Here is a 26,314-nt window from a genome sequence, read left to right on the forward strand (position 1 = left end):
CGGTCAGGCCGCCGCCGTGGTTATCCGGTCGTCGCCCTCGTCCAGCCCGGCCTCGGCGATCGTGCGGCGGTCCAAGTGCGGGTTGGGCCTGGGCTGGTCGATGCCCTGACGCACCACGTCCTGCATCCGTCGGCGCGCCAGCCAGGGCGTGTCGAGCGCGATCGGCACGCCGTCGGCGCGGTGCAGGAGCCAGGTGTTCAGCATCTCCCGAACCTCGGGCTTGCCGGTGCGCTGCCAGCGCCGGAAGTTCCAGGGCTGATCGCCAGCCGCCCCGCGGTGGGTCGGCCGGAACGCCCAGGGGCGCAGATGCCGGCGGCGCTCGTCGAACGCGGTGACCCGTTCCGGCAGGTACCAGGGGCCCTCGAAGTGGGCGATCCAGAGCAGGGCGTGGGCGTCCATCCCCTCCACGAACACGCCCGACACGCGGCCGTTCAGCTCCGGGACCAGCACCGGATAGTCGCCGTAGCGCGCGGTGAAGCGCCGGTGATGGATCAGCACCCCGGGGGTGACCCGCAGCCCGGCCGCGCGCGCGCCCAGCAGCTTCCGGCGCAACTCGCGATCCATCAGGGTGCCGTAGAAGAAGAACAGCATGCCGCGCAGACCCCCAAAAGCTGAAGCGCCCAAAATCGAGCCGTGCGTGGAACTGGGTCAAGCGGGGCCCGGCTCGGGCGTCCAGATGTAGGGCGCCGGGCGGCCGGCGTAAAGCGCTGCCGCCGGCCCGGCGGGCATCGGGTCCGCGGCCGGCCGGCGTCACGCATCGGATAGGACGGACACGCTGAATTCCGCTCTAACTGCTTGAAGAGAGAGCAAGATCCAGCCGAAAGGCGGTTCGACCTCGCCGCGTATTGCCCTAGACCTTGTAGGCGAGCCGGACCCCGCCCCAGTGCCGGCCATTGACGAAGATCGGGGCGGAGACGTCCTTCATCATGACGTAGCTGTCGCCCATGTCGCGGCGGTAGGCCTGCAGCAGGAACGGCTCGGTGTTGCGGCCCGCGGACAGGCCGACGCGGTCGTCGAAGATCCGGCGGTTGCGGCTGTTCGCGGCGTTCCACACCGGGTCCTTGCCCTGCGGCTTGGCGAACTTCTTGTTGTGGGTCGGCAGGTAGCCGTTGGTGTCGACGCAGGCGCAGAACACGACCTTGGGATCGAACTGCAACATCGGCTCCTGGATCTCGGGCAGCACCCGGTCGCAGAACTCGGTAAAGCCGGTCATGACCTGCTGCGGGTCGGTGCCCGGGATCGGCTTGTAGTCCCGGTCGAACAACTGCCCCTGGGTGAGCTTGCCGTCGCGCACGGCGGCCTCGAACAGATCGCCGACGCGCCCGGCCAGCTCCTTCACCTGGTTGATGAACTTGGTGTCGACCGTTTCGACGTCGGTCTGCGCGGTCAAGGCGACCACGCGCTGGCTCGCCAAGGTCAGGTTCTGGGTCCGGTCGCGCGACTGGCGCATCGTCTTGGAGGTGGCGTCGACCTGGTCGGACAGGGTGGTGGCGCTCTCCAGCAGGCCGCCGCAGCGGGTTTCGATCGTCTCCGCCGCCTCCGCGATCTCGCCGACGCCGCCCTGCATCGTCGACATCGCGCCCGCGACCGTGTCGATCACCTGACCGATCGTCTGCGTGCCGGAGCGCACGGCCTCGGCGCGTTTGGTGGATTCCTCGCCCTGCCCGATCAGCCGGGTGGCCTGGTCGGTCAGATCCTTCAGCGTCTCGTCGATCTGCCCGGTCGCGCGGCTGGTCTGGCCGGCCAGCTGCTTGACCTCCTGCGCGACCACGGCGAAGCCCTTGCCGGCCTCCCCCGCGCGGGCCGCCTCGATCGTCGCGTTCAGCGCCAGCAGATTGGTCTGCTTGGCGATCGCGTTGATGCCCTCGGCGACCTCGCCGACCTTGGCGAGCGCATCCTGCAGACCGTTCAACTGCTGCTGGATAACCGTGACCGCCTCGACCAGGTCGTGGATGTCGCTGAGCGAACTTTCCACGGTACCGCGCGAGTTCTCGACCTCGCCGGCCGCCTGTTCGGCGGTGCCGCGGCTGGCGCGCGCGCTTTCGGCGATCTTGGCGTTCGCCTGGGACACCTGGTCGACGCTGTCGCGCAGGGCGTGCAGCTCTTCGGACTGGGTCGCGAGCGCCTTGCTGAGATCGTCGATCCCGCCGGCGACATCGGCGACTTCGATGCCAAGTCCGCCACTCTCCTCCGCGAGCTTCTGCAGAATCTCCAGGTCGCGCGCCGCGTCGCGTGCCGTCTGCTCAGTCATTCACCCGCCCCTTCAACACACCGCGGCCGAGCCGGCGCGCGCGCCACCCGGTCCGCCCGATTAGGCTGAGGGGCAGTCTGCGCGATCAAGGTTAAGCCGAGGTGAACACGCCTGAGACGCGCATCCAAAAGGCTCGGATGATCCGCCAGGTTGCCGGCGGCCGGTCGGCCGAGGCTGGCGGGCTCGCCCTAAAGGTCGTCCGGCACGTCGATGCCAGACTGCTTCAGCTGGTCGCGCAGCAGGTCCTTGAGGCGCTGGAGCCCGGCCGCGTCGCGCGCCTCGCAGCGGGCGACCAGCACGTCCTGGGTGTTGGAGGCGCGCAGCAGCCACCAGCCGTCCTCGGTGTTGACCCGAACGCCGTCGATGTCGATCACCTCGGCGTTGCTGTCGGACAGGCGCTGCTTGACCTCCTCGGCGACCTTGAACTTGCGCGCTTCCGGGCAGGGGAAGCGGATCTCCGGCGTGTTCACCACCGCCGGCAGGCTGTCCATGAAGTCGCTCAGGCGCTGGCCGGTCCGGGTCAGGATGTCGAGGATGCGCAGGGCGGCGTAGAGCGCGTCGTCGAAGCCGTACCAGTCCTCCTTGAAGAAGATATGGGCGCTCATCTCGCCCGCCACCGGGGCTGCTTCCTCCAGCATCTTCGCCTTGATCAAGGAATGGCCGGTCTTCCACATCACCGGCCGGCCGCCCAGCCGCGCGATCTCGTCGAACAGCACCTGGCTCGCCTTGACGTCGGCGATGATCGGCGCCCCCGGGTTGCGCTGCAGGACGTCGCGGGCGATCAGCGCCAGCATCTGATCGCCCCACAGGATCCGGCCCTGGCCGTCGACCAGGCCGATCCGGTCGCCGTCGCCGTCGAACGCGAAGCCGAGGTCGCAGCCGCGCGTGCGCACGGCCTCCTGCAGCTGTTCGAGGTTTTCCGGCACCGTCGGGTCTGGATGGTGCGCCGGGAAATTGCCGTCGACGGTCGCGTTCAGCAGATGGTGCTGGCCGGCCAGGCGATCGGTCAGCTTGACCAGCGCGTCGCCGACCGCGCCGTTGCCGGCGTCCCAGGCGATCTGGAAGCCCGCACCGACGCTCAGCCCGCGCTGCAGGCGGGCGACGTAGCGGTCCATCAGATCCACGTCCTCGACCGCGCCGTCGCCTTGCGCGAACGCGCCGTCCGCCGCGATCCGGCCGAGCTTCTGGATGTCCGCGCCGAAAAACGACCGCTTGCCCAGCATGATCTTGAAGCCGTTGTGGTCCGGCGGGTTGTGCGAGCCGGTGACCTGGATGCCGCCGTCGGTGTCGAGTTCGTTGACGGCGTAGTAGAGCATCGGCGTCGGCCCGCGGCCGATCCGGACCACCTCGCAGCCGCCCGCGCGCAGGCCGTGTTCGACCGCCTCGGCCAGTTCCGGCGACGACAGCCGGCCGTCGTAGCCGAGCGCCACGCGCTGGCCGCCGTCCTGGCGCACGATGGTCGCGAACGCCTGGCCGAGCGCGCGCGCGTCGGCCGCGTGCAGGGTCTCGCCGACGATGCCGCGGACGTCGTATTCGCGCAGGATCGTGGGATCGAAGCGGTGCGCTGCGGCTGCGCTCATGACAGGTTCTCCACCGTCGTGCCGTCACCGATCAGGGCGCCCGGCTTGTCGCGGCCGAACGCGCGCCCGACGCAGGTGTAGTGAAAGCCCCGCTCGCGCATTTCGGTCGGATCGTAGATGTTGCGCAGGTCGACCACCGCCGGCTGGGTCAGGCTTTCCTTGATCCGGTCCAGGTCTAGGTTCCGGAACTGGTTCCACTCGGTCAGGATCACCAGCGCGTCCGCGCCCTGCATCGCGTCGTACGGGCTCTCGCACCAGGTAACCTCGGAGAGCAGCTTGGCCGCGGCCTGCATGCCTTCGGGATCGTGCGCGCGCACCCGGGCGCCGGCCTGCTGCAGCGCCGGCACGATCGCCAGGCTGGGCGATTCGCGCATGTCGTCGGTGTTCGGCTTGAAGGTCACGCCCAGCAGCGCGATCGTCTTGCCGGCGACGTCGCCGCCCATATGGGCGACGATCTTGTCCGCCATCGCCGCCTTCCGGCGGTCGTTGACGTCGACCACCGTCTCGACGATCCGGGCCGGCGCGCCGGCCTGCTGGGCGGTCCGCGTCAGCGCCACCGTATCCTTGGGGAAGCAGGAGCCGCCGTAGCCCGGCCCGGGGTGCAGGAACTTGCGCCCGATCCGGCCGTCCAGCCCCATGCCCCGGGCGACGTCATGGACGTCCGCGCCGACCGCCTCGCACAAATCGGCGATCTCGTTGATGAAGGTGATCTTGGTCGCCAGGAACGCATTGGCGGCGTACTTGGTGAGTTCGGAGGTCTCCAGCGAGGTGAAGATGATCGGCGTCTCGATCAGGTAGAGCGGCCGGTAGAGCGCCCGCAGCACGCTCTGCGCGCGCGCGCTCTCCGCGCCGATGATCACCCGGTCCGGGCGCATGAAGTCGCCGATCGCCGAGCCCTCGCGCAGGAACTCCGGGTTGGAGGCGACATGCAGGCGCTTGTTCGGGGCCGTCTGCTTCAGGATCGCCTCGACCTCGCGGCCGGTGCCGACCGGCACGGTGGACTTGGTGACCACGACGGTGTCCTGGTCGGCCGCCTCGGCGATCTCGCGCGCAGCGTCGTAGACGTAGGTCAGGTCGGCGTGCCCGTCGCCGCGGCGCGAGGGCGTGCCGACCGCGATGAAGACCGCATCGCAGCCCCGCACCGCCGCCTTGAGATCGGTCGTGAAGCTCAGGCGTTCGGCGGTCTCGTTGCGGGCGACCAGGTCTTCCAGGCCGGGCTCGAAGATCGGAATCTGGCCGTCGTTCAGACGGTCGATCTTCTGCGCGTCGCGGTCGACGCAGACGACCTCTGTCCCGAATTCGGAAAAGCAGGCCCCGGAGACGAGGCCGACATAGCCGGTGCCGATCATGGCGATGCGCATGGCGCGGTGGGATCCTTACCTGACGGGGCCGGACGCCCGGAAGACCGGTGCGCCGGACTGAACGGGTCTAGAGCAAGATGCTGAAAGGTAAAGCCACCTTTCAGCTGAAACTCGCTCTCTCTTCAAGCAGTTAGAGCAAAATGCAGATGAAGGTCGACTCGACCTTCATCGATTTTGCTCTAGAGGTCGCGGGCGAACTGGCGGATCAGGTCCGCGGTGGCGTCCTTGGTCTCCGGATGGTCCAGGGCGAAGGCGAGCGTGGCCGCGACGTAGCCCGCCTTGTTGCCGCAGTCGTAGCGGGTGCCCTCGAAGCGCAGGCCGTGGAACGGCACCTCGCCGATCGTCGCCGCCATGGCGTCGGTCAGCTGGATCTCGCCGCCCTTGCCGGTCTGCTGCTTGTCGAGTTCGCGCATCACCCGCGGGTCGAGGATGTAGCGCCCGATGATCGACAGGGTCGACGGCGCCTCGGTCGGATCGGGCTTTTCGACCAGGCCCTTGGCGGCCGCGAGGCGGCCATCGTCGCTTGTCACGTCCAGAATGCCGTAGCGCGCGGTCTGTTCGCGCGGCACGTCGATCACGGCCGCGACGTTGCCGCCGACCCGGGCGTGCACGTCGACCAGCTGCTTCAGGCAGGGTGTGTCCGACTTGATCAGGTCGTCCGGCAGCACGACGGCGAACGGTTCGTCGCCGACCGCCCGGCGCGCCACCCAGACCGCATGGCCGAGGCCGAGCGGGTCCAGCTGGCGCAGCGACTGCACCGAGCCCGCCGGCAGGTTGGTGTGGCGGACGGATTCGAGTTCGCGGGTCTTGCCGCGCTGCTGCAGCGTGTCCTCAAGCTCGATCGCGCGGTCGAAATGGTCTTCCAGCGCGTCCTTGCCGCGGCCGGTGACGAAGATGAATTCCTCGATCCCCGCCTGGCGCGCTTCCTCGACCGCGTACTCGATCAGCGGCCGGTCGACCACCGGCAGCATCTCCTTGGGCACCGCCTTGACCGCCGGCAGTACCCGGGTGCCCAGCCCCGCGACCGGAAATACCGCTTTACGAACACCTGTCATGGCCTGATCTGCTTCCCCCTGGTGTGGCTCGGCGCCGCCCGTCCGGTCCCCGGATGGCCGATGCCGGACCAGAATGCCCCCGCCGGTCCCCGCGCCTGACCGGTTGATGCCACACGCCCCCCACCCTCGCAAGGCTGGCCACGCAACGGCCACGGGACTGCCGCGGTACTCCGCCGGAACCCAAGCCGGGCGCGCTGGCGCCGCTGCCCTAATCGCCGATCAGGACGCGCTTGGCCTCGTTCAGCTTGGCCGCGAACCAGTCGGACCCCCCGGTGTCGGGGTGCAGCTTCTTGATCAGGCTGCGGTAGGCGCGCTGAACCTCCTCCCGGCTGGCGCCCTCCGGCAGCCCCAGGATTTCCAGCGCCTCCGCCCGGCTCATGGCGCCGCCGCCGCGCCCGGTGGCGCCGCTCTCGCCCGCCCGGGCGCCGCCGCCCCTGGCGCTGGCCCCGGCGCTGGCCTCGGCGGCGTCGCGCCAGTCCTCGCCGTGCATCTTGTCGAGGTACGCCTCGATCACGGCGGCGGACTGCGCGTCCGCGCCCTGGGCCGCACGCCAAAGCTCGACCAGCTGGTCGAGCGTCAGCTCCTCGACGCGCCGGCCAGCGTAGGCCCCTTCCAGAACCTCGCCCGACATCACGCCCGTGTCGTGCTCCAGGGTCATGCGCACGAAGCGGGTTTCGACCTGGCTGGACTGGCTTTCACGGGGGCCGCGGGCATTGCGCAGCGCGCGCTTGATCTGGCGCCAGCGGCTCGCAAGCGCGAACAGCGCCGGCAGGGCGATCCAGGCCAGCTGATAGCGCCCGGCCCAGAGCAGGAACAGGCCCAGGATCACGCCGACGATCCCGCCGACCCAGGCGAGCGCCTTCAGGACCTGCCGCGGCTCGGCCTCGCTCGCCCACTTGAGCAGCAGCAGGATGCCGACCAGAAGGCCGAGGCCGAGCAGGAAATACGCGATCACGGGGAGAACCTTGGGCGTCGACCGGCCATGGGGGTTACAGCTGGCGCCGATGGATGCGGGCGCCAAGCCGCGTCATGTCATCCGGGCCGCGTCATTTCATCTGGTGGGTGAGCAGCTGGGTCATGCCGCCGCGCTTTTCCGAGTAGGCGGCGAGCGCGCGCCGCCCGCCGGCGGCGAACACCGCGACCGCGGCCAGCAGTTCGCGCAGTTGCTTCGCGGCGCTGGCGTCGAACGCGCAGCAGGCGCCGCCGCTCAAGCGCGCGATCTGCTCGAACGCGCGGCGCGCGCCCTGGTCGCGGCCCTCGTGGAAGGCGAACACCGGCACCTTGAGCAGGCCCAACTCGCCCGCCAGATGGCACAGCTCGTCGACGTCCTCCTCCATGCAGTCGCCCACGAACACGACCGCGTTGATCCGCCGCGCCTTGGCTTCCTTGCGGGCGTGCTTCAGCACCTTGGCGATCTGGGTGCGCCCGCCCAGGCAGCGCACGCCGGTCATCCGCTTCAGCAGCGCGTCCGCGTCGGCATACCAGTCGCTCGCCTCGAACTCGCCGAACCCGCGGTAGTAGGCCAGCTGCACCCGCAGCCCGCCCAGCGCCTTGGTCTCCTGGAACATCTCCGCCTGGGTGTGCATCGCCTGGTCCCAGGTCGGCTCGCGCGAGGCGGTCGCGTCCATGGCGAAGATCAGCCGGCCGACCTCGCCCGGCTTGCGCACCGTGGGCGTGCTGCGCACCTGGTTCAGGAACGCCTGTACCTCGCCCGCGCCGGAGCCGCCCTGCGCCGGCGTCTTATGGGACGTCTCCGCCCCGGGCCGCGTCGCCGGCCGGTTGTTCTGATCCCGCGCCATGGCGTGGGCCCCTTCGCTGCCGATCTCACCTATCCAGGGAAGGTAGGCTCGGCCGCAGGACCCGTCCAGCGGACCTGCCCCTACTCCGCCGCGCTCAACGCCGCCTCGCTGCCGTGGCCGATCTCGGAGAGGAGCGCGCGGACCTCCTGGCGGGCGGCCATGTGGGACATGGTCATGTTCACCCCCGTTCCCGACTCGCGCAGGTCGAGCAGGGTCAGGCCCTTGGGGAACAGCTCGCGGAAGATCACCCGCTCGCCGAAGCCGGGGGCGACGCGGAACGAGATCCGCTTGGCGAGCTGGTCCAGCAGGCGGCCGACGTCGCGCTTGTTGCGCGCGTCCAGGTGGCTCAGGCGGTTGCGCATGACGATCCAGTCGATCGGCCGGCCGCCGGCCTGGGCGCGTGCCTGGCGCTGCTCCCAGACCATCTGGGAATAGACGCTGGGCGACAGGATCTTCTTGGCGTCGTGGTCGATCCGCGCCAGCAGATCGAGGTCGAGGAAGGAGTCGTTGAGCGGGGTGACCAGCGTGTCCGCCAGCGTGTGGCCCAGGCGCGAGAGGTGACTGTCGCTGCCCGGCGTATCGATCACCACGAAGGCGCAGGACCCGAGATCGTCCATCGCCGCCGACAGCGCGTCGCGCTCCTGGCGTTCCGCGTCGGCGCGGGTGTCGGCGTCGCGCGCGCGGTCGATCGTGCGCATCTCCGGGAGGTCCAGGCGGAGGTCGTTGCGCTGGGCGAAAGTGCGGCGGTTCTCCACCTGCCGGGAGAGCGTGCCCTGCCGCGCGTCCAGATCGATCGCGCCGACCTGGTGGCCCGCCTTCAACAAGGCCACGATCAGGTGCATCGCGGTGGTCGACTTGCCGGAGCCGCCCTTCTCGTTGCCGAGCACGATGACGTGCGGGCCGCCGGTGCGCGGCAGTGGCGTAATTGCCGTCATTTAGTGATTTCCCCGTGCTGCGCCCCCAGATGTCGTAGATTAGCCGGAAGATTGCGCGGCTGCAACGCCGCGCGGTCCGCGCAGCCGCCAGGTAAAGTAGACCGCCAGCGTGACCAGCACGACCGCCCCGCCGGTGAGCGACAGCGCACTCGCCCGCTCGCCCAGGGCCAGCCAGACCCAGAGCGGGCCCAGCACCGTCTCCACCAGCATCAGCAGCCCGACCTCGGGCGCGGTGATGTAGCGCGGGCCGATCGTGATCAGCCCGAACGCGACCGGCACGACGAAAAAGCCCAGCACCGCCAGCACCAGCCAGTCGCGCCCGTCGGGCGCCAGCGGGGCCGCCGCGCCGATCACCAGCAGGAAGCCGGCGGCGATGAAACCGCCCAGCGCGGTGGCGGGCACCATGTCGATGTGCTTGCGGTGGCGCAGGATGGTGAAGTTGCCGGCCAGGCACAGCGCGGTCACCAGCCCCGCGAGGTCGCCGTCCCAGGTGCCCCGCGCTAGGCCGTCCCAGAACACGATCGCGATCCCGCCCAGCACGACCAGCGTGGCCGCCCAGGTCTCGACCCGCACGCGCTCGCCCAGGAACACCCAGCTCAGGATCGCGGCGAACAGCGGCGCCGGCAGCGATGATCACCAGCGTGTTCGCGACGGCTGTGTGGTGGATCGAGTAGACGAAGCTGATCATGTTGAGCGCGTAGATGTGCGCGGACACCAGCCCCCAGCGCCCGACCGCGCGCAGCGCCCGGTCCGCCCGGCCGCGGTAGACGACCGCCAGCACGCCCGCCAGTGTCAGCCCCATCAGCAGCGCGCGCCAGAACACCGTGGTGAACGGGTCGAGCGTGAGCAGGCGCAGCAGCAGGGCGTCCGGCGACAGCACCAGGACGCCCAGGCCGGTGATCGCCAATCCCTTGGCGTGGTCGGACAGCGCGGGCACGGTTGAACGGCTCCTTTTGGTTTCGATGCGCCGCTCGACCCGGCAGCCGGGTCCAGGGGTTGCGGCCCGGGCCCGGAACCGGCTATGCGCCCTGGTCGATCGGCCGTACGGCGCCTAGGTGTTCGACCGGCGGCGCGGGCCGGACCCGGGCCCGAGACCGAAACCCTGAGATCCGCGCCCAGCCAGAGCGGCGAACGGGCAAGCGACAAGGCAGGCGGCATGAGCGAGCAGCAGGCGAAATTCAGCGTGGGCCAAGTGATCCACCACAAGAAGTTCGGCTACCGCGGGGTGATCGTCGACGTCGATCCCGAGTTCCGCGGCAGCGAGCAGTGGTATCAGGTGATGGCCCGCAGCCAGCCGCCCAAGGACAAGCCCTGGTACCACGTCCTGGTCCACGACGCCACGCACCGGACCTACGTCGCCGAACGCCACCTGGAACCCGACGACTCCGGCGAGCAGATCAACCATCCGGAGCTGGGGCAGTTCTTCGACACTTTCGTCGGCGGCCGCTATGCCCGCTCGGGCGCGGTAAACTAGAGCAAGATGCTGAAAGGTGAAGCCACCTTTCAGCTGAATCTTGCTCTCTCTTCAAGCAGTTAGAGCAAAATTCACGATGAAGGTCGACTGGACCTTCATCGATTTTGCTCTAGCTGCCGCCGCGCCGGCATCCCCAAGCGTCACCTGAGAGGTAAAAAAGCCTGGCGCCGCACGGGTGGCGGCGCCAGGCCTGGGGAGCCGGTCGCTGGAGGGGGTCGCGGTCAGGCCGCCCGGACTTCCGTCAGGAAGGTGTCGACTTCCGAGCGCAGGCGCTCGGCTTCGGCCTTCATCTCGTTCGATGCCTTCAGCACGTGGTTGGCCGACGAGCCGCCGGTCGCCGCCGCCTCGTTCACGCCGGCGACGTTGCGGGAGACTTCTTGCGCGCCCTCGGCGGCCTGCTCGACGTTGCGGGCGATCTCGCCGGTGGCGCTCTCCTGCTCTTCCACGGCCGAGGCGACGGTGCTGGTGATCTCGTGCATTTCGTTGATCCGCTCGATGATCTTCTGCAGCGCCGATACGGTCGAGGAGGTCGAGGTCTGCATGCCGCCGATCTGGCGGCGGATCTCCTCGGTCGCCTTGGAGGTTTGGTTCGCCAGCGACTTCACCTCCTGCGCCACGACCGCGAAGCCCTTGCCGGCGTCGCCCGCCCGGGCGGCCTCGATCGTGGCGTTCAGGGCCAGCAGGTTGGTCTGCTCCGCGATGTCGTTGATCAGCTGGACGACGTCGCCGATCTCGCGGGCGTTGGTATCCAGCTTGGACACCACGTCGTTGGCCTCGCCCGCCTCCTGGCTGGTGTCGTCGGCCAGCCGGGCCGACTGCGCGACCTGACGGCTGATCTCCGCGATCGAGGAGGACAGCTCTTCGGTCGCGCTCGCCACCGCGTTGACGTTGGCCGAAGCCTGGTCCGCGGCGGAGGCGGCGGAGGTCGACTGCCGGGTGGTTTCCTCGGCGACCGACGACATGTTGTCGGCGCTGGTCGAGAGTTCGCCGGTCGAGCTGTCGAGCCTGGCCAGCAGATCGCCGATCGCCGCGTCGAACTTGCGCGTCAGCTCCTCGACCTTGCGCCCGCGCGCCGCCTGCTTCTCCTGCGCCTCGGCAGCCTCGCGCGCCATCTCGGCGTTGCGCTCCATCGCCTGCTTGAAGACATCGACGGCCTGGGCCATCAGGCCGATCTCGTCGCGGCGGTCGGTGTCCGGGATCACCGCCGCGTTGTTGCCGTCGGCGAGCTCGCGCATGGTGCCGGTCATCCGCACCACCGGGCCGCCCAGCCCGCGGTACAGCCACACGCCCATCATCCCGGCGATCGCAAGCGCCAGCAGGCCGCCGCCCGCCGCCGCGACATAGGTCCATTTGAACGCGGTATGCTGCGCCGCGCTGCGCGCCTCGACGGCCTGCGCCGCGGCATCGGTCAAATCTGCCAGCAGGCCGGTGAAGGCGTTCATGTCGGCCGTGCCGGCACCGGTCGCGGCGAGCGTACGGGCCTCGGACACGGTATCGGGATGCTGCATCTGGGCGATCTGCGGCTCGGCGGCCTTCGTCCGCCAGGCGGTGATTGCCCGGTTAAGCTCGTCGAGGCGCGGGCGCATCGGATCGTCGGCCGGAACCATGCCACGCAGATCCGCCATCTCGGTGTCGTAGACTTTCCGCCCGTCGCGGTAGGGCTGGAGTTCGGCCGGATCGCCGCTGGCAACGAACCCGCGCACGCCGTTCTGCTGGTCGGTCACGGCCGCCCCGATGGTATTCAGGCTATCGAGACGCTCCATTGTGACGGCGGTCTCGCTCTGCATCCGGTCGGCGCGGTTGATCTGGATGACGATGAAGGCAAGGCACAACGCCGTGACGACCGAGGTCAGACCGAACGCGAGCAGGATCTTCTTGGCGACGCCAAGGTCTTTGAGCTTTCCGAGCATTGTTTTTGCTCACACCAATCGAAGGGAGATGAAACCCAGGCTTTAGCGCTGGGCGGAGCGGGCGTAGAGGGCCGCGATGTCGAGATTGACCTCGGCGGTGATCGCCCCGAGCTTTTCCCCAGTCTCGGGGTCGGTCACGGTTACACTGATCTGCTGTGCCCGGTGGCCGGTCGCATCCTTGGTCTCGACCTCGCTGAAATGGACGGCCTCCGGTCCGACGCCGAAGGTCTTCTGGAACTTCGCTTCGTCGCCCTGCCAATAGTCGGAGGTGACGGAGCTGATGCCGGCGTTGAGGCCGCGCACGTCCATCACGAACACCTCGATGAACTGGCCGCCGGCGTCGACCTGCTGGCGCAGCAGGAAGGTCGACAGCGGCGCGCCCACGACCTGGGCGATCAGCGGGCGCTTTTGCGATTCGCGCTGCTGGCGCCATTCGGCGTCGAGCGCTTCGACGTCGGACTGGCTGATCGCGGACACCCGTCCCTTCCGGTCCCGCAACGTGATCAGAACGGTGGGTTGCTCGGTCCAGCTTCGAACCTCTTCAATCAGGCGCTGGGGGATCTCCTGCGCGTGAGCACTAGGGACTTGGGCGATTGAGACTGCTGCGAAGGTGCCCAGGAGGCCGACCCGCAACAGCCCTCGTTTCCACCCGCCAGAGCGTCGTGTCACAGCCACTGTCGCTACTCCTTTATTTGGCGTTCCCGCCGGACCGCTGATTCGAGACTGCGGCAGCCAACCACAAATTCGTTAGCGCGTAGTTAAAAGTCGAAAGTATTTTGGAGGCCAACACTTCATGCGCCCGAAGTTCGCACGTCCGTCGATGAGCCAGTGACGCGTGTTTTCGAGTCCCTACACGCGTTCGACGCACATTCACTAGCAAGATGCTGAACGGTGGAATCACCTTTCAGCTGAATCTTGCCCTCTCTTCAACAAGTTAGAGCTACATTCAGCTCGAAGGCCGTTTCGGCCTTCAAGCATGTAGCTCTAAGCGTCGCCGGACGCGACAAGCTTCAACGACGGACCGCTTCGAACCCGCCAGGCCGGCAGGACGACGCTTGCCGTGGTGCCGCGATCCGGCACGCTTTCCAGCTGGACCCGTGCGCCGTGCAAATCGGCGAAAGCCTTCACCAGATACAGGCCGAGCCCGATCCCATCGGGCCGACGGTTTAGACTGTCGTCCGCTCGAACGAACGGCTGCATGACCGTGTCCATGACATCCGGGGCAATACCAACCCCGTGATCGCGGACCGCAATCAGATAGCTGCCGTCATCGACAGGTCCGCCGCGCGAACGAGAGAGTCCGGAGGACCATGGCCCCGGTTCCCGGTCCCAAGGCCTGCGATCGATGGCCCGCCTTGGGCCGGACGGCTTGTTAGCGGACCGGCGGTGCCGGCTGGAGCGCGGTCTGTGACACCGGCCGACCGCCGTTGCACAGGACGAACACTCCCCATTCCGCCGCGCGCACGGATAGTCTGCCCCGCGTCGCGGCGTTGACCGACCGCGCTCCACGCCGCCCAGCAGGGAGGAGCCCATGACCGGTTTGACCCGTCGTACGATGCTGCAGTTGTCCGCCGCGGCCGGGGTGGCGGGGCTGTTCGCCGGCCGCGCGCGCGCCGACGCGCCCGAGGGTTTGAAGCTGGGGAAAGCGGAGCGATTCTCCTGGGACTGGCTGCAGCGCCATGCGCGCGAGCTGGCCGGCCGGGCCTATCAGGCGCCGCCGCGGCCCGACCCGGAGATCGTGCAGCGGATCGACTACGATGCGCACGGCAAGCTCGACTACCGGATGGACTACGCGCTGTTTCCGGACAGCGCCTATCCGATCTCGTTCCAGCACGTCGGGATGTACTTCCCCAAGACGGTTCGGATGCACAAGCTGACCGGCGGCGGCACGGCGCGCGAAGTGCTGTACGACCCCGGCTATTTCGACGCCGGCCCGGGCCATGTGGCGTCCGAGCTGCCGGCGGAGCCGTCGGCCTTTGCCGGCTTCTGGGTGCACCAGCCGCGCAGCAAGGGCCCGCTGTCGAAGGTCGAGCCGTGGGCGACCTTCCTGGGCGCGTCGTATTTCCGCGGCATCGGCGAGGAGGGCCAGGTCGGCATGTCCGCCCGCGGCATCGCGCTCGACCCCGGCGGCGCGGGGCCGGAGGAGTTCCCGGACTTCCGCGCGTTCTGGTTCGAGCCGGCGGCGACGCAAGATCAACCGGTAACGGTATACGCCCTGCTCGATGGACCGTCGGTCGCGGGCGCCTACAAGTTCCTGCTCCACCGCAACGCGGGCGTGGTGATGGACATCGAGGCGCACGTCCACTTGCGCAAGCAGGTCACCCGCCTGGGCCTGGCGCCGCTGACCTCGATGTACTGGTTCTCCGAGACCCGCAAGGCGCCGATGGCGGACTGGCGGCCGGAAGTGCACGATTCCGACGGCCTGTACATGTGGACCGGCGCGGGCGAGCGGATCTGGCGGCCGCTCAACAACCCGGACCGGGTCGCGATCTCCAGCTTCCAGGACCGCAATCCACGCGGCTTCGGCCTGATGCAGCGCGACCGCGCGTTCCACAACTACCTGGACGGCGTGCGCTACCACCGCCGCCCGTCGACCTGGGTGGAGCCGCTGGAGGACTGGGGCCCGGGCGCGGTCCAGCTGGTCGAGATCCCGACCGACGACGAGATCCACGACAACATCAACGCCATCTGGGTCCCCGACGGCGATCACCCGGCGGGCAGCGCGTACCACCTGAGCTACCGCCTGCACTGGCGGAACGACTGCCCGTACCCCAGCGGGCTGGCGCGCTGCGTCGCCACGCGCCTGGGCCGCGGCGGCCAGGCCGGCCGTGCGAACCCGGAGGACACGCGCAAGTTCGTCGTCGAGTTCAAGGGCGGCCCGCTCACCGGCCTGCCCAAGGGCACCCTCCCGGAACCGGTGCTCACGGCCTCGCGCGGCCGCTTCTCCAACCAGCGCACCGAGGCCGTGCCGAACGGCGTGCCCGGGCACTGGCGCACGATGTTCGACCTGACGATCGACGGCGCCGACCCGATCGACCTGCGCTGCTACCTGCGCACCGGCGACCAGGTGCTGAGCGAGACCTGGCTCTACCAGTACCACCTGCTCGCCGAGGAGGCGTGAGGCGCCTGCCCCTACTCCTCCACCAACTTTCCCCCTCTCCTCCACCTGGTTTTTGGCCCTCGCCCCTCCTCCCACTGGAGGAGGGGGATTAGTCTTTGGGTGGAGGCGAGGAATAGTTTTGTCGCCGCCCCGCCACCAGAAACCACACCCAGGCCAGCAAGCAGAGCGCCAGGAAGGTGGCGAAGGCGGTCTGGTAGGCGGCGGACGGGTACGGCTGGGTCTGGCCGGCCGCGACCAGATCGACGAGCGCGCCCATCGCCGACTGCACCGCGAACGCGCCCAGGAAGACCAGCAGGTTCAGCGCGGTGGTGGCCCGGCCGGACAGCGCGAGCGGGAAGTGGCGCGACAGCACGGTGTAGCTGAGCGCGGTCACGTTCCCCATCAGCCCCAGGAACAGCCACGGCCATAGCGCCGTGCGGTCGATTTCGAAGGTGATGCAGGCGAGCGCGCTCAGGAACAGCGCCACCCCGAGACCGAGCGTGCGGGTCAGCGGCACCCCGCGCCGGGTCAGCCAGTCCGCGGCCCAGCCCCAGACGACGAAGCCGACCGTGACCGCCGCCGCCATCAGGAACAGTGTCCGCGCCACGCCCGAGCGGTCCAGCCCGGCGACGTCGCGCAGCCACGGGCCGGCCCACAGGCCCTGGATCGACAGGCTGGTCGCCATGCACAGGAACGCCATCGGCGCCAGCCGCCAGAAAAAGCGGTCGGCGAATACCTGGCGCACGCCCGCCAGCTGCTCGGACAGCGATTGGGGATGGCGGGTGTCCCGGCGCTCCGGCACCACGAGCAGGATCAGCACCGCGACCGCCAGCGTGGCGGCCGCCAGGCCGGCGAAGATGCCGCGCCAATCGGTCACCTGCAGCAGCGCCTCCACCGGCGCGGTGGCGCTCATCGCGCCCAGCCCGCCCATCGCCAGGAAGCAGCCGTTGACCACCGGCCAGCGGCTTTCCGGGAACCACTGGGTGATCGCCTTGAACGCCGCCATCAGCCCGCCGGCGACCCCCAGCCCGATCAGCGCGCGCGCCAGCCACAGCTGCAGCAGACCGTCGCCGAGCGCGAAACCGAGCGCGCCCGCCGCCGCCAGCATCAGCAGCAGGCCATGCACCCTGCGCGCGCCGTAGCGGTCGAGCAGCAGGCCGAGGGGGATCTGGAACGCGGCGAAGGCGACGAAGTAGGCGCTGGTCAGCAGACCCAGATCGCTCGCGCTCAGCCCGACGTCGGCCGTCAGGTCCTCGGCGATCACCGCGTTCACCTGGCGGTACAGGTAGCTCAGGTAGTACCCGCCGGCGAACGGCAGGAACACGGTCAGGATCGCGCGCAGCGTCACGCGCGTCGGCGGCGCGCCCGCGTCCGCGGCGGACTGGGTCATCGGGAACCTTCGGGTCAGGTATCAAACGGGCGAGAAGCTAGAGCAAGATGCTAAAAGGCGAAGCCACCTTTCAGCTGAATCTTGCTCTCTCTTGGAGCAGTTAGAGCAAAATTCACGATGAAGGTCGACCAGACCTTCATCGATTTTGCTCTATGGCTCTGGCAGGTCGCGGCACAAGGGGCGTCAGCGCCGCTTGCCCGCCCGCGGGTCGAGCGTGCCCAAACCCGTCGAGGTGCGCGGCACGGCGACGAACGGGGCCTTCGCCTCCGGCGCGGCGCGCCGGCACGTGCGGTAGACCACGAACGCGGCCAGCAGCAGATGCACCGCGGCGGTGAAGCCGAACAGGCTGGCGCTGCCTGCCCGCGCCATCACCACCGAGGCCAAGAGCGGCCCGAGCGCGGAACCGAGCGCGCTCGCCAGCAAGAGCCCGGCGGACGCCTGCACGAATTCGCCGGGCTGCACGAAGTCGTTGGCGTGCGCCACGCACAGGGCGTACAGCGGGATGGCGCTGGCACCGAACGCCACCGCCGCATAGGCCAGCAGCTCCGGCCGGCCGAGCGCGGCCAGAACCAGCGCCGCCCCGGCGGCCGCCGCGAGCAGGCAGACGCCCAGGATCACCCCGCGCCGGTCCAGCTTGTCGGACAGCCGCCCGGCCGGCCACTGCCCGACCGCACCGCCGAGGACGACCAGCGCCATGAACAGGCCGACCCCGCCGCTGTCCAGTCCGTTCGCCACGGCGAACGCGGGCGCCAGCGTCCAGAACGGCCCGTTGGCGAGCCCGACGGCGAAGCAGCCGACCAGCCCGACCGGGGAGATCCGGTAGAGCCAGCGCGGGTCGACGCCGATCCTGTCCGGCGGCGCGGGCGGCTTCGAGGTAGTCAGCGCCAGCGGCACGCCGGCGAGCGCGATCAGCATCGCGGCGACCGCGAACGGCACGAAGGTCTGCGGCTCCAGCACCGCGACCAGCAGCTGGCCCAGCGTGATCACCGTCAGGTTAACCGTGGTGTAGACCGCCAGGATCGCCCCGCGCGTGGCGTTGGTCGCCTGCGCGTTCAGCCAGCTCTCCATCACGACGTAGAGCCCGGCGAGGCAGAAGCCGGTCAACGCGCGCAGCGGCAGCCAGACGTCGGCACTGACCGCCAGCGCATGCCCCAGCACGGTCGCCGAGGCGATCGCCGCCAGCGCGGTGAACGCCCGGATGTGCCCGACCCGGCGGACGAACCGCGGCGCCACCAGGCTGCCCAGCGCGAAGCCGGCGAAGTAGGCCGAGCCCAGCCAGCCGATCTCAAGCGCGCCGAACGCTTCCAGCTGCGCGCGCAGCGGCAGCAGCGTCCCCTGCAGCCCGTTGCCCATCAGCAACAGCGCGACCGAAGCGAGCAGGGCGAGGACTGGGGCGAGGGTTTTCAGCATCGTGTGAGGTGTGGGTGGTTAGACGATTTGGTCGAAGGCGGGTTCGAGCGTCGCGGCGGGTCCCCTCGCCTCCAAGTGGGAGGAGAGGGACAGGGAGAGGAGGATTGCACGGCATAAGCGGCGCTGCACCCTCCTCCCCTAGCCCCTCCTCCCACTTGGAGGAGGGGAATCAGTTGGCGTGATACAGAGGCTGACCCCGCCCTAGCCCTTCTTGCGCTTGGGGTTGATGGCGTCCCACTGGTCTTCGGTGAGCGCTTCCATGAAGTTGAACTGGCCGGCGCCCTTCAGCCATTCGCCGCCGTCGATCGCGACCACCTCGCCGTTGACGTAGCTGGACTGGTCAGCCAGCAGGAACACCGCCAGGTCGGCCAGTTCGCCGTGCTCGCCGAACCGCTTGGGCGGGATCCGGTTGCGCCAGGTATCCTCCAGCTCCTGGGTCGGCACCAGCCGGTCCCAGGCGCCTTCGGTCGGGAACGGCCCCGGCGCGACCGCGTTCAGGCGGATGCCGCGGTCGCCCCATTCCACCGCCAGCGACTGGGTCAGCGCGCGCACCCCGGCCTTGGCGCAGGCACTGGGGGTGACGTAGGCGCTGCCGGTCCAGGCGTAGGTGGCGACGATCGACAGCACCGTGCCGCCCCGCGCCTCGGCGATCCAGCGGCGGCCGCAACCGAGCGTGACGTAGGCGGTGCCGTTGAGGACGATCGAGGTCACCGCGTCGAACGCCCGCGGGCTCAGCTCTTCCGACTTCGCCAGGAAGTTGCCGGCGGCGTTGTTGACCAGCGCGTCCAGCGGACCGTCCTGCCAGATCGCCTCGAGCATGGCCTCCACCGCCTCGGAATCGCGGATGTCGCAGACATGCGTCGCCGTGCGGCCCGGGAACTCGGCGTCGAACTCGGCGCGCGTGGCGTCCAGCTTGTCCGCCCGACGGCCGCAGATCACCAGCCGCGCGCCGAGCTCCAGGACCCGACGGCCGAGCGACTTGCCGAGCCCGCTGCCGCCGCCGGTGATCAGCACGCGCTTGTCCTGCAGGAGATCCGACCGGAACATCCACCCCTCCTCGAAAGGCTTTGGCTGTGTCGTAGGTCCGGGCGCGCGGCCGTCCGGCGCCGGCTACTTACCGGCCACCGTGGTGCCGCGGCGGCTCTGCTTGCCGGTCTGCTTGCGGACGTCCTGGTCGGCCTGCTCGCGCGCCTGGGTGGCGTCCAGCTCGTCGAGTTCGGAGCCGCCGCCCTCGTCCTCGCTCGGAAGCCCGCGCTCCTTGCGCGGCGTGCGGCCGAAGAAGTCCCGGTAGCACTTGGAGAAGTGGCTGGCGGAGACGAAGCCGCAGGCGAGCGCGACGTCGATCACCGACATGTTGGTCTGCAGCAGCAGGAGCCGGGCCTTGTTCAGCCGCAGCTCCAGGTAGTAGCGCGCCGGCGAACGGCCGAGGTACTTGCGGAACAGCCGCTCCAGCTGGCGGGTCGACAGCCCGGAGGTGCGCGCGAGGTCGGCGCGCGACAGCGGGTCCTCCAGGTGCTTTTCCATCAGGTCGATCACGCTCAGCAGCTTGGGATGGCGCACCCCCAGGCGGGCCGGCAGCGAGATCCGCTGATGGTCGTGCCGGTCGCGGATCCGCTCGTGCATGAACTGGTCGGCCACGCGTGCGGCCAGCTCGTGGCCGTGCTGCATGGCGATCATGTTCAGCATCATGTCGATTCCCGACGTGCCGCCGGCGCAGGTGAAGCGGTGGCGGTCGATCTCGAACAGTTCGGTGGTGACCTCGAGTTCCGGAAAATCCTCCGCGAACGCGGCGAGCGCCTCCCAGTGGATCGTGCAGTTGTAGCCTTCCAGCAGGCCGGCGCGCGCCAGGATGTAGCTGCCGGTGCCGATCGCGCCCAGGTCCGCGCCCTTGCGGTCGAGCTTGCGCAGCCAGTTGATCAGCGTCTTGTCGGTCACCTTGTGCGCGTCGATGCCCGCGCACACCGCCACCGTCTGCAGGTCGTTGCCCGCTTCCAGATCGCCGTCCGGGGTCAGGTGGAAGCCGTTCGAGGCGGGCAGCGGGTGACCCGTGATGGTCAGCAGCGGCCACCGGTACAGCGTCTTGCCGGACAACCGGTTGGCCAGCCGGAGCGTCTCGATTGCGCTCATCAACCCGATCATCGAGAAGCGCGGTACAACCACGAAGCCGATCTTCTGCGGTAGCTCCCGCGGTACGGTCCCCAGCATGCTTTGACCCAACGGCGCCCTTAGACTGTTTCACTCATGTGAATCGATTCAAGCACATCAGACCGGGTGTCGCGATCTGAAAGTTTTCTGCCGGAGATCGGCTAGCCCCTCAAGCGTCGCGCGCGTGTTCTTAAGGTTACAGAGATCCCGTTATTCCGCACCGTTCGGGCGGGCAGCGTTGCGGGGCCTGGGGTCCGGTTCACCGCTTGGCTGGGAGCGCGCGGCAAGGGCATGAAAGCTCGCTATTCGATCTTCTCGCTGGCCAGAAACGCGCTGTCCTATCACGAGAACTGGCAGCAGGCCTGGCATTCGCCGGAGCCCAAGAAAAGCTACGACGCCGTGATCGTCGGCGGCGGCGGCCACGGGCTGGTGACCGCCTACTATCTCGCCAAGGAACACGGCATGCGCAACATCGCCGTGATCGAGCGGGGCTGGCTCGGCGGCGGCAACACCGGGCGCAACACCACGATCGTCCGCTCCAACTACATGTGGGACCAGTCCGCCGCGCTCTACGAACACGCGCTGAAGCTCTGGGAAAACATGACCCGGGAGCTGAACTTCAACGTGATGTTCTCCCAGCGCAGCGTGCTCAACCTCGCGCACACCCAGAACGAGGTCCGGATCACCAAGCGCCGGATCCATTCCAACCGCCTGAACGGCATCGACAGCACGTGGCTGGACCCGGAAGACGTCAAGCGCGAGGTGCCGATCATCGACCTGCGCGGCGGCGGCCGCTATCCGGTCCTGGGCGGCTCGATCCAGCGCCGCGCCGGCACCGCCCGGCACGACGCGGTCGCCTGGGGCTACGCCCGGGCGTGCTCCGAAATGGGCGTCGACATCATCCAGCAGTGCGCGGTCGAGGGCTTCGACATCGAGGGCGGCCAGGTGACCGGGGTGCGTACCTCCAAGGGCCAGATCAAGACCAACAAGGTCGGCCTGGTGGTTGCCGGTCACTGCGGCGTGCTGGCCAACATGGCCGGCTTCAAGCTGCCGGTGAACTCCCGCCCGCTGCAGGCCTTGGTCAGCGAGCCGGTCAAGCCGATCATCCACAACGTGGTGATGGCGGGCGCGGTGCACGCCTACATCAGCCAGTCCGACAAGGGCGAACTGGTGATCGGCGCCGGCACCGACGCCTACAACGGCTACTCGCAGTGGGGCTCCAACCCGGTCACCGAGGACACGCTGGCGGCGATCTGCGAACTCTACCCGCTGTTCCGGCGGATGCGCATGCTGCGCCAGTGGGGCGGCGTGGTCGACACCTGCCCGGACGCCAGCCCGATCATCGGTCTGTCCCCGGTCAAGGGCATCTACCTGAACTGCGGCTGGGGCACCGGCGGGTTCAAGGCGACGCCCGGCTCGGGCCACATCTTCGCCGACACGGTGGCGAACAACCGGCCGCATCCGATCGCGGCGCCGTTCGCGCTCGACCGGTTCCGGACCGGCTTCCTGATCGACGAGCACGCCGCCGCGGGCGTGGCGCACTAGAGCGAAATCGATGAAGGTCGACTCGACCTTCATCGTGAATTTTACTCTAACTGCTTGGAGAGAGAGCAAGATTCAGCTGAAAGGTGGGTTCACATTTCAGCATCTTGCTCTAGCCGGCTGACGGCCGCCCGCCCCTGCTTCCCCCGCCTTCGCGACCCCTTGGGAGCCGAGACGTAAGATGCTGCTGATCCCCTGCCCCTACTGCGGCGCGCGCACCGAGAACGAGTTCGCCTACGGCGGCGAGGCGCACAAGGTGCGCCCCGAGCACCCCGAGGAGGTCTCCGACGAGGCCTGGGCGGACTACCTGTTCCTGCAGAAGAACACCAACGGCACGTACTACGAGCGCTGGGTCCACGCCCACGGCTGCCGGCGCTGGTTCAACCTGGTGCGCGACACCCTGACCAACCAGGTCCACGGCGCCTACAAGATCGAAGAGGAACCGCCGAAGGTGGACGAGACGACCTACGTCTAGAGCAAAATCGATGAAGGTCGAGCCGACCTTGATCTTGTTCTAGACCGCGACCCGCACGACCGCACAGACACGCTGTTTTAAGGATACGCCGGGGATGGCGCAGACCTACCGCTTGCAAGACCGGGGCCGGGTCGACCTGGAGCGGCCGATCGACTTCACCTTCAACGGCAAGCGCTACCGCGGCTACGCCGGCGACACGGTCGCCTCCGCGCTGCTCGCCAACGGCATCCACCTGGTCGGCCGGTCGTTCAAGTACCACCGCCCGCGCGGCATCCTGGGTGCCGGCGCGGAGGAGCCGAACGCCCTGCTGCAGGTCGAAAGCGGTCCGCGCACCCTGCCCAACGTCCGCGCGACCCAAGCCGAACTGTACGACGGCATGGCGGTGACGAGCGTCAACGCCTGGCCGGGGCCGGACACCGACGTGGGCGCGGTCAACCAGCTGTTCGCCAAGCTGTTCCCGGCCGGCTTCTACTATAAGACCTTCATGTGGCCGGGGAAGGCCTGGCCGTATTACGAGAAGGTGATCCGCCACGCCGCCGGTCTGGGCAAGGCGCCGACAGACCCCGATCCCGACTTTTACGACAAGCGCTACGCCCATTGCGACGTACTGGTCGCCGGCGGCGGCCCGGCCGGCCTGGCGGCGGCGCTGACCGCCGCGCGCAGCGGCGCGCGCGTCGTCCTGGCCGACGAGAACCCGGAATTCGGCGGCTCGCTGCTGTCCGCACGCGAGACGATCGACGGCAAGCCGGCGATCGACTGGGTGCAGGCGACGCTGGACGAGCTACGCGGGCATCCGGAGGTTCGGATCCTGCCGCGCACCATCGTGTTCGGCTACTACGACCACAACTGGATCGATCTGCTGGAAAGCCGCACCGACCACCTGAGCCGGAAGCCGGACGACCGTCCGCGCCAGCGGATGTGGAAGGTGCGCGCGCAGGAAGTCGTGCTGGCGACCGGCGCGATCGAGCGGCCGCTGGTGTTCGTCGACAACGACCGCCCCGGCATCATGCTGGCGAGCGCCGCGCGCAGCTACGTCAACCGCTACGGCGTCAAGCCCGGCAACCGCTGCGTGCTGGTCACCAACAACGACGGCGCCTACCAGGCCGCCCTGGACATGCAGGACGCGGGCATCGAGATCGCGGCTGCGATCGACGTGCGCGCGGAGGCCACCGGCCCGTTCACCGAGCGGGCCAAGCAGGCCGGCATCCGGATCCTGCCCAACCACGGCGTCGCGGCGGTTGACGGCGCAAAGCGCGTGCGCGCGATCAAGGCACAGCCGCTCGCCGCCGACGGCGAGCGCCTGACCGGCGCGTCCCGGAAGATCGCCTGCGACTTCGTCGCGTCCTCCGGCGGCTGGAACCCGACGGTGCACCTGTTCAGCCAGTCCCGCGGCAAGTTGCGCTTCGACGCGGAAACGGCCGCGTTCGTCCCCGACCGCTCGGTGCAGCGGGCGCGCTCGGCCGGCTGCTGCCAGGGCACCTGGGGCCTCATGGGCTGCCTGAAGGACGGCCTCGCCGCCGGCGCCGAGGCCGCCAAGGCCGCCGGCTTCCCGGATACGAAGGCGGGCAGCACGCCCAAGGCCTCCGACGACGGCTTCCTGCCGGCGCGCTGGCTGTGGACCGTGCCGGGGGAGCAGCCGGTCGGCCATAAAGGCAAGCACTTCGTCGACTACCAGAACGACGTCACCGCCGCCGACCTGCTGCTGGCGATCCGCGAGGGCTACACCTCGATCGAGCACGTCAAGCGCTACACCACCACCGGCATGGCGACCGACCAGGGCAAGACGTCCAACGTCAACGCGCTCGGCATCGTCTCGCAGGCCCGCGGCCTGCCGATCCCGGAGATCGGCACGACCACCTTCCGCCCGCCCTATACCCCGGTCACCTTCGGGGCCTGGGGCGGCCGCGACGTCGGCGACCTGTTCGACGCCGAGCGGCACAGCCCGATGCACGCCTGGCACGTCCGCGCGGGTGCGGCGTTCGAGAACGTCGGCCTGTGGAAGCGGCCCTGGTACTACCCGATAGGCAACGAGAGCATGCACGACGCCGTGCAGCGGGAGAGCAAGGCGACCCGCGACAGCGTCGGCATCCTGGACGCCACCACGCTGGGCCGGATCGACGTCCAGGGGCCGGACGCCGTGGAGTTCCTGAACCGGGTCTACACCAACGGCTGGAAGACCCTGAAGCCCGGCATGGCCCGCTACGGCCTGATGCTGGGCGAGGACGGCATGGTGATGGACGACGGCGTCACCGCCTGCCTGCGGGAGAACCACTACCTGATGCACACCACCTCCGGCGGCGCGGGCGACGTGCTGGCGCACCTGGAGGAGTACCTGCAGACCGAGTGGCCGGAGCTGCGGGTCTACCTGACGACCGTGACCGAGCAGTACGCCACCGCCGCGCTCGCCGGCCCGAACGCGCGCAAGCTGTTGCAGGAGGTCACCGACATCGACCTGTCGCCGGAAGCCTTCCCGTTCATGACCTTCCGGGAGGGCACGGTCGCGGGCGTGCCGGCGCGGGTGTTCCGGATCTCCTTTTCCGGCGACCTCTCCTTCGAGATCAACGTCCACGCGGACCACGGCCTGCACATGTGGCAGACGCTGATGAGCGTGGGCGAGAAGTACGACATCACCCCCTACGGCACCGAGACCATGCACGTCCTGCGCGCCGAGAAGGGGTTCATCATCGTCGGCCAGGAGACCGACGGCACGGTGACGCCGATCGATCTCGGCATGGACAAGCTGTGCTCGTCGAAGAAGGACTTCATCGGCAAGCGCTCGCTCGCCCGGCCCGACATGCTGGACCCGCAGCGCAAGCAGTTCGTCGGCCTGCTGCCGGACGACCCCGAAGAGGTGCTTGAGGAAGGCGCCCAGCTGGTCGAAGTGCTGAAGGACGCGCCGCCGATGGACATGGTCGGCCACGTCTCCTCCAGCTACATGAGCCCGAACCTCGGCCGGTCGTTCGCGCTCGCGCTGGTCGAGGGCGGTCTTCACAAGCACGGCCAGAAGGTCTTCGCGCCCATGCCGGGCGGCAAGACGATCGCCTGCACCATCACGAACCCGGTGTTCTTCGATCCGGAAGGGGAGCGCCTCCGTGCCTGACAGCATGATGACCACCGCGGCCAGCCTGCGGCACAGCCCGTTCGATCCGCTCCACCTCGCCGTGCGCACGCAGGACGGCCTGCAGGGCGCCGGCATCGGCCTGATCCCGCGCGACTTCCGGGGCCTGGTCACCCTGCGCGTCGACCTGGACCGCGAGCCCACGGCCCGCCAGGCGGTCACGGACGCGACCGGCCTGGACCTGCCGACGGCGCCCAACACCGCCGCCAGCCAGGACCGGCTGAGCGTGCTCTGGCTGGGTCCGGACGAGTGGCTGTTCGTGGTCGACGATCCAGCCCCCGACGCCGGAGCGGACCTGCAGACCAAGCTGACCGGCCTGCTCGAGGGCGTGTTCGCCCAGGTGGTCGACGTCTCCGGCGCGCAGGCCGCGATCGGCGTGACCGGGCCGGACGCCCGCGAGGTGCTGGAGCGGGCGGTGCCGCTCGACATGCACCCGCGCAGCTTCCAGCCGGGCCAGGTCAAGCACACGCTGTTTGGCCGCCACACCGGGGTCAGCCTGCACCTGAAGGACGATCAGCCGACCCTGGACCTGTATTGCCGCCGGTCGTTCACCGGGTACGTCTGGCGCTACCTGGAAGACTGCGCCAAGGGCGCGGAGACCACGCTCGCGGTGCTGGCGGATCGGTAGGTTTGGCGCCCGCGGGCGCATAGATCCCCGAAACGCCCGTGTAACGCCCGTGTGGGGTGCTTCGACACGCCAGCCTGCGGCTGGCTACTCAGCAGAAACCGGATTTTAAGTATCTGAAACAGTTACGACTTCATCCTGAGT

At 69.2% G+C, this 26,314-nt stretch carries 21 protein-coding genes and 1 pseudogene; 6 read left to right on the forward strand and 16 right to left on the reverse strand.

Going from position 1 to position 26,314, the window contains the following annotated elements; all coding sequences use genetic code 11:
- Positions 1-3 precede the first annotated feature (3 nt).
- From CKO28_RS07300 to CKO28_RS07340, 9 genes are all read right to left on the reverse strand, one after another.
- Positions 4-591: a gamma-glutamylcyclotransferase family protein gene (locus CKO28_RS07300; RefSeq protein WP_200339971.1), complete on the reverse strand. Its 588-nt coding sequence runs from the start codon at positions 589-591 to the stop codon at positions 4-6.
- A gap of 259 nt (positions 592-850) precedes the next feature.
- Positions 851-2,251, reverse strand: coding sequence for a methyl-accepting chemotaxis protein (locus CKO28_RS07305; RefSeq protein ID WP_200339972.1), 1,401 nt, complete (start codon positions 2,249-2,251; stop codon positions 851-853).
- 188 nt (positions 2,252-2,439) lie between these two features.
- The gene (pgmG, locus tag CKO28_RS07310; protein WP_200339973.1) at positions 2,440-3,831 is read right to left on the reverse strand and encodes a phosphoglucomutase/phosphomannomutase PgmG; all 1,392 of its coding nucleotides are present in this window, start codon (positions 3,829-3,831) and stop codon (positions 2,440-2,442) included.
- Positions 3,828-5,192: a UDP-glucose dehydrogenase family protein gene (locus CKO28_RS07315; protein WP_200339974.1), complete on the reverse strand. Its 1,365-nt coding sequence runs from the start codon at positions 5,190-5,192 to the stop codon at positions 3,828-3,830. The genes pgmG and CKO28_RS07315 overlap by 4 nt, the downstream gene beginning before the upstream one ends.
- A 179-nt stretch (positions 5,193-5,371) precedes the next feature.
- Positions 5,372-6,247, reverse strand: coding sequence for a UTP--glucose-1-phosphate uridylyltransferase (locus tag CKO28_RS07320; RefSeq protein ID WP_200339975.1), 876 nt, complete (start codon positions 6,245-6,247; stop codon positions 5,372-5,374).
- 208 nt (positions 6,248-6,455) lie between these two features.
- Complete coding sequence (locus tag CKO28_RS29100; protein ID WP_200339976.1) at positions 6,456-7,202, reverse strand: DnaJ domain-containing protein; 747 nt, start codon at positions 7,200-7,202, stop codon at positions 6,456-6,458.
- Between the two features lie 91 nt (positions 7,203-7,293).
- A complete protein-coding gene (locus CKO28_RS07330) occupies positions 7,294-8,046 on the reverse strand; it encodes a vWA domain-containing protein (protein ID WP_200339977.1) in 753 nt (250 codons plus the stop codon).
- Between the two features lie 80 nt (positions 8,047-8,126).
- Positions 8,127-8,981 carry a division plane positioning ATPase MipZ gene (locus CKO28_RS07335; RefSeq protein WP_200339978.1) on the reverse strand — a complete coding sequence of 285 codons (855 nt, stop codon included), beginning with the start codon at positions 8,979-8,981 and terminating at the stop codon, positions 8,127-8,129.
- 39 nt (positions 8,982-9,020) lie between these two features.
- Entirely contained in the window at positions 9,021-9,572 is a 552-nt protein-coding gene (locus tag CKO28_RS07340) for an EamA family transporter (RefSeq protein ID WP_200339979.1), read from the reverse strand.
- A gap of 565 nt (positions 9,573-10,137) precedes the next feature.
- Here CKO28_RS07340 and hspQ point away from each other — a divergent pair.
- Positions 10,138-10,455: a heat shock protein HspQ gene (gene hspQ / locus CKO28_RS07345; protein WP_200339980.1), complete on the forward strand. Its 318-nt coding sequence runs from the start codon at positions 10,138-10,140 to the stop codon at positions 10,453-10,455.
- Positions 10,456-10,676: 221 nt separating this feature from the next.
- Here the strand turns inward: hspQ and CKO28_RS07350 are convergent.
- The 3 genes and pseudogenes from CKO28_RS07350 to CKO28_RS28835 all read right to left on the reverse strand — a co-directional run.
- Positions 10,677-12,212 (reverse strand): annotated as a pseudogene (locus tag CKO28_RS07350) (HAMP domain-containing methyl-accepting chemotaxis protein); the annotation flags it as partial.
- 195 nt (positions 12,213-12,407) lie between these two features.
- Positions 12,408-12,842, reverse strand: coding sequence for a hypothetical protein (locus tag CKO28_RS07355; protein WP_200339982.1), 435 nt, complete (start codon positions 12,840-12,842; stop codon positions 12,408-12,410).
- A 507-nt stretch (positions 12,843-13,349) separates the two neighbouring features.
- On the reverse strand, positions 13,350-13,898 hold the full coding sequence (locus tag CKO28_RS28835) for an ATP-binding protein (protein ID WP_200339983.1): 549 nt from the start codon (positions 13,896-13,898) through the stop codon (positions 13,350-13,352).
- Between CKO28_RS28835 and CKO28_RS07365 the strand changes: the two genes are divergently transcribed.
- Positions 13,897-15,486 carry an OpgD/OpgG family glucan biosynthesis protein gene (locus CKO28_RS07365; protein ID WP_242480398.1) on the forward strand — a complete coding sequence of 530 codons (1,590 nt, stop codon included), beginning with the start codon at positions 13,897-13,899 and terminating at the stop codon, positions 15,484-15,486. The two genes, CKO28_RS28835 and CKO28_RS07365, sit on opposite strands and share 2 nt — an antisense overlap.
- Before the next feature lie 88 nt (positions 15,487-15,574).
- On the opposite strand, the gene CKO28_RS07370 is transcribed toward CKO28_RS07365, so the two are convergent.
- The 4 genes from CKO28_RS07370 to CKO28_RS07385 all read right to left on the reverse strand — a co-directional run bounded on the left by CKO28_RS07370 (position 15,575) and on the right by CKO28_RS07385 (position 20,470).
- On the reverse strand, positions 15,575-16,855 hold the full coding sequence (locus tag CKO28_RS07370; RefSeq protein ID WP_200339984.1) for an MFS transporter: 1,281 nt from the start codon (positions 16,853-16,855) through the stop codon (positions 15,575-15,577).
- A 183-nt stretch (positions 16,856-17,038) separates the two neighbouring features.
- The gene (locus CKO28_RS07375; RefSeq protein WP_200339985.1) at positions 17,039-18,265 is read right to left on the reverse strand and encodes an MFS transporter; all 1,227 of its coding nucleotides are present in this window, start codon (positions 18,263-18,265) and stop codon (positions 17,039-17,041) included.
- Positions 18,266-18,466: 201 nt separating this feature from the next.
- Positions 18,467-19,312, reverse strand: a complete 846-nt coding sequence (locus CKO28_RS07380) for an SDR family oxidoreductase (protein ID WP_200339986.1) — start codon at positions 19,310-19,312, stop codon at positions 18,467-18,469.
- A 63-nt stretch (positions 19,313-19,375) separates the two neighbouring features.
- A complete protein-coding gene (locus CKO28_RS07385) occupies positions 19,376-20,470 on the reverse strand; it encodes a GlxA family transcriptional regulator (RefSeq protein WP_200339987.1) in 1,095 nt (364 codons plus the stop codon).
- 231 nt (positions 20,471-20,701) lie between these two features.
- Between CKO28_RS07385 and CKO28_RS07390 the strand changes: the two genes are divergently transcribed.
- From CKO28_RS07390 to CKO28_RS07405, 4 genes are all read left to right on the forward strand, one after another.
- Positions 20,702-21,955: a sarcosine oxidase subunit beta family protein gene (locus CKO28_RS07390; protein ID WP_200339988.1), complete on the forward strand. Its 1,254-nt coding sequence runs from the start codon at positions 20,702-20,704 to the stop codon at positions 21,953-21,955.
- 178 nt (positions 21,956-22,133) lie between these two features.
- A complete protein-coding gene (locus CKO28_RS07395; protein ID WP_200339989.1) occupies positions 22,134-22,427 on the forward strand; it encodes a sarcosine oxidase subunit delta in 294 nt (97 codons plus the stop codon).
- 94 nt (positions 22,428-22,521) lie between these two features.
- On the forward strand, positions 22,522-25,527 hold the full coding sequence (locus CKO28_RS07400) for a sarcosine oxidase subunit alpha (RefSeq protein WP_200339990.1): 3,006 nt from the start codon (positions 22,522-22,524) through the stop codon (positions 25,525-25,527).
- Complete coding sequence (locus tag CKO28_RS07405; protein ID WP_200339991.1) at positions 25,520-26,173, forward strand: sarcosine oxidase subunit gamma family protein; 654 nt, start codon at positions 25,520-25,522, stop codon at positions 26,171-26,173. Before CKO28_RS07400 ends, CKO28_RS07405 begins: the two co-directional genes overlap by 8 nt.
- The last annotated feature ends 141 nt before the right edge of the window (positions 26,174-26,314 follow it).

Origin of the sequence: Rhodovibrio sodomensis, assembly GCF_016583645.1 — a bacterium.
In the GTDB taxonomy this organism is placed as follows: Bacteria; Pseudomonadota; Alphaproteobacteria; order Kiloniellales; family Rhodovibrionaceae; genus Rhodovibrio; species Rhodovibrio sodomensis.